We start from the raw sequence: 1,994 nt of genomic DNA, 5'->3' as shown, positions 1-1,994 counted from the left end.
ACGACTGCTACGCAGCCGGACGCAGGCTACGCCAGCTGCTACAGATTGCGTTGTGGCTTAACTGATCGGCATTAGCCTTGCACACGCCTTTTTTTCGTCCGCATCCAGTCCACTGGTCGCACCGATATTGCTCTACAGATTCAATCTATCTAAATTTGATTCTATAGATTCATATCGAGCACACAAACATGGCCGTCCCCGCCCAAGCCCAATCCTTCAGTAAAAACCAATGCGTCACCGGCCTGCGCGCCGCTGTGAGCATCCTCGAAAAGTGGAAAGCCACCAGCGATCAGGCCTGTCGCATCCTGCGCATCTCCCGCAGTACCTACACCCGCGCCCGTCAGCGTGACCCGGATTGGGCGGTGGCGCTGGATGCGGACCAGATGCAGCGCATCAGCTTCGTGCTGAACATTCATGCGACGTTGCGGCTGGTGTTCGATAACCCGAACAACGTGTACGGTTTTACCTCGATGGCCAATGACAACGAGTTTTTCAACGGGCGTTCGCCGCTGGAGATCATGGCCCAGGGCGACATGATTTCGCTGTATGAAACCTTCCGCCGCATCGACATGCTGCGGGGTGCGCAATGGTGATGGCGAGCGAGCTGGCGGTGTTTGCCGGTCAGTCGTTGCAGGCTTATCGCCTGGTCAATTCGAAGTTTCCGCCCATTGCGTTGTTCGATGATGTGGCGGATGCCGATGAGTTCGAGGTGTTATTCGAGATTCAGGCGCTGACCAATCCGCGATTGAAGAATGAGGTGGGTCGGCTGGAGTTGATTGCGCGCAGCGAGATTCCGTTCGGCATTCCCGGTTGCGCCTACGCCATCGCGCCCTTTACCCACGTCAACCCGGCGGGTTCGCGTTTCAGTGACGGCAGTTTTGGCGTGTTGTACCTGGCGGATTCGATGGAAGCGGCGTTGGCCGAGGTGCGGCATCACCAGGCGCTGTATTGGTCGAAGGTGCCGAGCCTGAACTATGAGCGCTTTGTGTTTCGTGGCTTGGTCTGTGCCTTTGGCGATGACGGGATGAAGGACGCTACCGCCCTGCCGCTGACAGATCCGGTGTATGCGTCGGACGACTACACCGATTCCCGCCGCCTCGGTCGGGATGTCAGGAAGGCCCAATGTCCTGGCCTGCGTTATCACTCGGTGAGGATGCCGGGCAGTCACTGCTGGGCGTTGATGACACCAAGGCCCGTGTCCTCGATCATTCAAGCGGCGCATTACGAGATGGTCTGGAATGGGCAGATCACCAGCGTGAGCCAGATCAGCGAAGCTTGAAGGCCTTGCGATAACCCTGTGGTGCTTACACGCGCAGTGTTCAATCCATTGACTGCGTCGATAGTCACCATTGATTCAATGAAGTTCTCTTAAAAAATCCCCGGCGTAACATCTGCTCCATACCACCCCATCAGCCCCCCCGGAGCACACCATCATGAAACGCCAAACCCTCCTCAGCATCGCTTTCTCGGTTTTTGCCATTAACGCTTTCGCCGCAAACTCCGCTCAACCCGTGGTCGCTGAAGGTGGTTCCGATCGCCTGATCGAGAATCGTGTGGCCGCTGATGGTTCCGACAAACTGATGCAAAACCACATTGCTGAAGGCGGTTCGGATCGCCTGATCGAAAACCGCGTTGCCGAAGGTGGCTCCGACCGTCTGATCGAAAGCCGCGCCGTCTGAATGCAGTGCTTTACCGCAACACTCAACGAAAATCCCGGCCTCAACCAGGCCGGGGCTTCTTTGCATCCTTACAACTTTACACCAGCGCAGCTACAGCCGCGTTGAAGGTTGCGCTCGGGCGCATGGTCTTGCTGATCAGCTCGCCGTCGGCATGAAAGGTTCCTCGATTTATAGTGGGGTGTAGCAGCTGCCGAGCACCGCGAGGCTGCGTTCGGCGGCGCAGCCGTCGTAAACCCTAAGCGCACGATCTGCCTGACACACCGCACAATCTGATTTTACGACGGCTGCGCCGCCGAACGCAGCCTCGCGGTGCTC

Annotated in this window: 2 protein-coding genes and 1 pseudogene; all 3 read left to right on the top strand. The window is 57.6% G+C overall.

All coding sequences use genetic code 11. The features are described 5' to 3' along the window. Positions 1-188: 188 nt before the first annotated feature. Entirely contained in the window at positions 189-593 is a 405-nt protein-coding gene (locus AC07W4_RS27800; RefSeq protein WP_495034726.1) for an antitoxin Xre-like helix-turn-helix domain-containing protein, read from the top strand. Continuing rightward, the gene (locus AC07W4_RS27795) at positions 587-1,279 is read left to right on the top strand and encodes an RES family NAD+ phosphorylase (protein WP_495034725.1); all 693 of its coding nucleotides are present in this window, start codon (positions 587-589) and stop codon (positions 1,277-1,279) included. Before AC07W4_RS27800 ends, AC07W4_RS27795 begins: the two co-directional genes overlap by 7 nt. A gap of 154 nt (positions 1,280-1,433) precedes the next feature. Continuing rightward, positions 1,434-1,670 (top strand): annotated as a pseudogene (locus AC07W4_RS27790) (hypothetical protein); the annotation flags it as partial. Between the last annotated feature and the right edge of the window lie 324 nt (positions 1,671-1,994).

Source organism: Pseudomonas sp. GW821-FHT02A08 (assembly GCF_059422045.1).
The sequence above is the reverse complement of the archived record's forward strand: the minus strand, read 5'-3'. Positions and strand labels throughout refer to the sequence as shown.